At 46.5% G+C, this 3,123-nt stretch carries 4 protein-coding genes; 1 reads left to right on the top strand and 3 read right to left on the bottom strand.

Going from position 1 to position 3,123, the window contains the following annotated elements; all coding sequences use genetic code 11:
* Positions 1 to 764: 764 nt before the first annotated feature.
* Positions 765 to 914, bottom strand: a complete 150-nt coding sequence (locus tag ACLJQJ_RS23335; RefSeq protein WP_001442891.1) for a hypothetical protein — start codon at positions 912 to 914, stop codon at positions 765 to 767.
* 970 nt (positions 915 to 1,884) lie between these two features.
* Between ACLJQJ_RS23335 and ACLJQJ_RS23330 the strand changes: the two genes are divergently transcribed.
* On the top strand, positions 1,885 to 2,040 hold the full coding sequence (locus tag ACLJQJ_RS23330) for a hypothetical protein (RefSeq protein WP_152913171.1): 156 nt from the start codon (positions 1,885 to 1,887) through the stop codon (positions 2,038 to 2,040).
* Between the two features lie 27 nt (positions 2,041 to 2,067).
* Here ACLJQJ_RS23330 and ACLJQJ_RS23325 read toward each other — a convergent pair whose 3' ends face one another.
* Entirely contained in the window at positions 2,068 to 2,481 is a 414-nt protein-coding gene (locus ACLJQJ_RS23325; RefSeq protein ID WP_115969958.1) for a hypothetical protein, read from the bottom strand.
* Between the two features lie 119 nt (positions 2,482 to 2,600).
* On the bottom strand, positions 2,601 to 3,005 hold the full coding sequence (locus ACLJQJ_RS23320; RefSeq protein ID WP_008321396.1) for a DUF2251 domain-containing protein: 405 nt from the start codon (positions 3,003 to 3,005) through the stop codon (positions 2,601 to 2,603).
* Between the last annotated feature and the right edge of the window lie 118 nt (positions 3,006 to 3,123).

Raw genomic sequence — 3,123 nt, 5'->3', positions numbered from 1 at the left:
TTCAGACAAGCGGATAATTTACCATAACATCTGTTATCAGCACCGCCTGAGAGGCGCTCAGGGCGTTTCTGACGGGAAACCGGTAAAACAGGCAACAAACCACCCGAAAACCCGCCAGAAACGCGCAGGCTCTGTTTTTACGGCATGCATGAGTATGCGCGCAAGTGCATAGCGCAGAATTTCACACCATTCAGCCAGGGGAAGTCCTGTTTCCGGCGTTCTTCTCATCCGAAAACGGTGAACGGGGACGCAATTTATTGCGTGGCCGTGAGGCGTTGGCAAGAACATCAAGCATGAAGATAAGGGGGTCGGATGTACGAATGGTTCAGAGAACTGTTCTGACGTAATTCAGTAGTAATTCAGTAGTAAATCAGTAGTAGATAAGTAGTCATCCTCCTCCGATTTGTAGTAATTCAGTAGTAATGCTGTAGTAGTTTCACTTCCGCTTTGTAGTTTACCTGTAGTCCGGAAAAATAATCCGTTCATACTCGCATGAACGAGGTCGTTAGGACGCTTTTTCGTTACCGATGCCCCTTAACCTGCGCAGATCACCCAGCCAGAATGATAATTTTTTGCCCCTTAAATGGTCATACACCATACGCAACCGCGATTTTCATCGCAATTGCATGAATTAAAAGGTAAAAACTGAAGTCCCCGTTTATTTATGTAATACGCAACGTATTACAACCACCTGTAATCACATGAAAATAAAGAAATAAGATGTAATACCGGCGTATTACCACGTACATGGGTAAGCGAAAAAGCTATAACGCTTCACGGCCGACAGGCGGCCCAAAATCCACCGGGGCGTGCAGGTTCTCTTCAGTAACCTGCGCCATTAAATCAAAAAGGTCATATTCGCCGGGAAGCTGCGTATCAGTCGAATCCAGTTGTTCATCATATTCAGATGGCATGGGGTGATATCCAATAGCTGAGAGGTTGTTAGAGGGTTTCGGGGCGCAGCCCTGAACCAGTCACGTAGCGCTAGCGGAGTGTATACTGGCTTACTATGTTGGCACTGATGAGGGTGTCAGTGAAGTGCTTCATGAGGCAGGAGAAAAAAGGCTGCACCGGTGCGTCAGCAGAATATGTGATACAGGATATATTCCGCTTCCTCGCTCACTGACTCGCTACGCTCGGTCGTTCGACTGCGGCGAGCGGAAATGGCTTACGAACGGGGCAGAGATTTCCTGGAAGATGCCAGGAAGAGACTTAACAGGGAAGCCATAGGGCCGCGGCAAAGCCGTTTTTCCATAGGCTCCGCCCCCCTGACAAGCATCACGAAATCTGACGCTCAAATCAGTGGTGGCGAAACCCGACAGGACTATAAAGATCCCAGGCGTTTCCCCCTGGTAGCTCCCTCGTGCGCTCTCCTGTTCCTGCCTTTCGGTTTACCGGTGTCATTCCGCTGTTATGGCCGCGTTTGTCTCATTCCACGCCTGACACTCAGTTCCGGGTAGGCAGTTCGCTCCAAGCTGGACTGTATGCACGAACCCCCCGTTCAGTCCGACTGCTGCGCCTTATCCGGTAACTATCGTCTTGAGTCCAACCCGGAAAGACACGACAAAACGCCACTGGCAGCAGCCACTGGTAACAGGTTTGTGCGAGAGATGTGTTCAGAGTTCTTGAAGTGGCGGCCTGACTGAGGCTACACTGGAAGGACAGATTTGGTGACATGTCTCGCACAAGACTGTTACCACGGTTAGAGAATCTGCCAGGATTAACTAACCTTCGAAAAACCACCTGCCAGGGTGGTTTTTTCGTTTACAGTCATGAAGATTACGCGTAGAAAAAAAGGATCTCAAGAAGATCTTTCCATCATTTAACAATGTCGGTATAGATAAAAATCATTCACGAATAAATGAATATCCAAAGGTGACTGTAGTGAACAGCAAACAAAAATGTTCTCATTCAAATCTAGAAAAAGAATACTACTTGGGTAGCGCCACAGGCGATTATAAATGTTTGGATTGCGGGGAGGTTGGTTTTGGGAAGGACTGGCCAGAAAAAGAAAGAAGTAAAAATGATAACGAAGAATAAAAAAGGCCGCTATTGCGACCTTTTTTATCATTTAGTTTGGCAATTGTCTTTACATGAAAATGACACTTTATCTAACATAACCCTCTCACCATTAGACATTGGCACTGCCACTTTATAATCTCCGTTTAAGTAAACGAAAGTAATGGACTTAGCACCAACATAACCGCCATAAGAGTTTTTTGCATTATATGTGATAGTAGTGAACCAGCCATGCTCTGTAGAGCCAAAGCCATACTTAGAAAAACCTCTGGCGGGGGTGGTTATTGATATAACTTTTAGAGAATCAGGATCTTTTAGACTCTCTTTAAGCATACCAATCACTTTCGCATCATTATCTATTGGTTTTGAACCATAATTAGCACTATTTACTTCGTTCTGAGAAACACCACAAGCAGATATTAACAGAACACCAGACAGTGAAGCCCACTTAATTATTTTCATATATATCCTTGTCATTTTCCAAACAACTATAGGAAATCCACTATAATAGACATTTATAGATAGATTTACCATAACATCCGTTGTTCGAACCATAATGGCAGGCTATAGCCTGCCGTAATTCACCGGAAAAAATCATCCACCGAGTCGCTCCACTCATGCCCGGAAAGAGACCACACCTTGTTTATAGGGGGAGGATAACCACTCCTGCAGTACCCGTTTTTTCCCACGAAATCGAATGCCCCGTGCGGGTATCCATTGATCAGGAGTACGCACTTCTGACTGTCTTCTGACCAGCCAATTTTAACATCAGAAGGAATGTGACCGTCTGAAACGTCTTCGGCATTGTAGATGTGTACTGCGTCCATAATCGGGTTTCCCTCGACGGACTCATCGAGCGCATAGAAATACCCGGTCCGGCCATCGTCTTCAAACACGGCGGCCAGCATGCCCTCAGGAGCGAGGCTCTTTATAACCTGTTCCTCCCCGACAACGAGCTGGGCCTGTATCGTCACTAAAATGGTCATCAGGTCTGTTCTCCTTTCCTTGGTTGCTTCGGCAGCCAGCTTTCAGACAAGCGGATAATTTACCATAACATCTGTTATCAGCACCGCCTGAGAGGCGCTCAGGGCGTTTCTGACGGGA

The sequence above is a fragment of the Salmonella sp. SAL04202 genome, from assembly GCF_046550775.1.
Taxonomy (GTDB): Bacteria; Pseudomonadota; Gammaproteobacteria; order Enterobacterales; family Enterobacteriaceae; genus Salmonella; species Salmonella enterica.
Note: the sequence above shows the minus strand (reverse complement) of the source record. Positions and strands in the feature narration are given on the sequence as shown.

Excerpts from the sequence above, each read along its gene's own strand:
- ACLJQJ_RS23320 (WP_008321396.1), bottom strand. The coding sequence starts at position 3,005 with ATGACCATTTTAGTGACGATACAGGCCCAGCTCGTTGTCGGGGAGGAA.
- ACLJQJ_RS23335 (WP_001442891.1), bottom strand. The coding sequence starts at position 914 with ATGCCATCTGAATATGATGAACAACTGGATTCGACTGATACGCAGCTT.
- ACLJQJ_RS23325 (WP_115969958.1), bottom strand. The coding sequence starts at position 2,481 with ATGAAAATAATTAAGTGGGCTTCACTGTCTGGTGTTCTGTTAATATCT.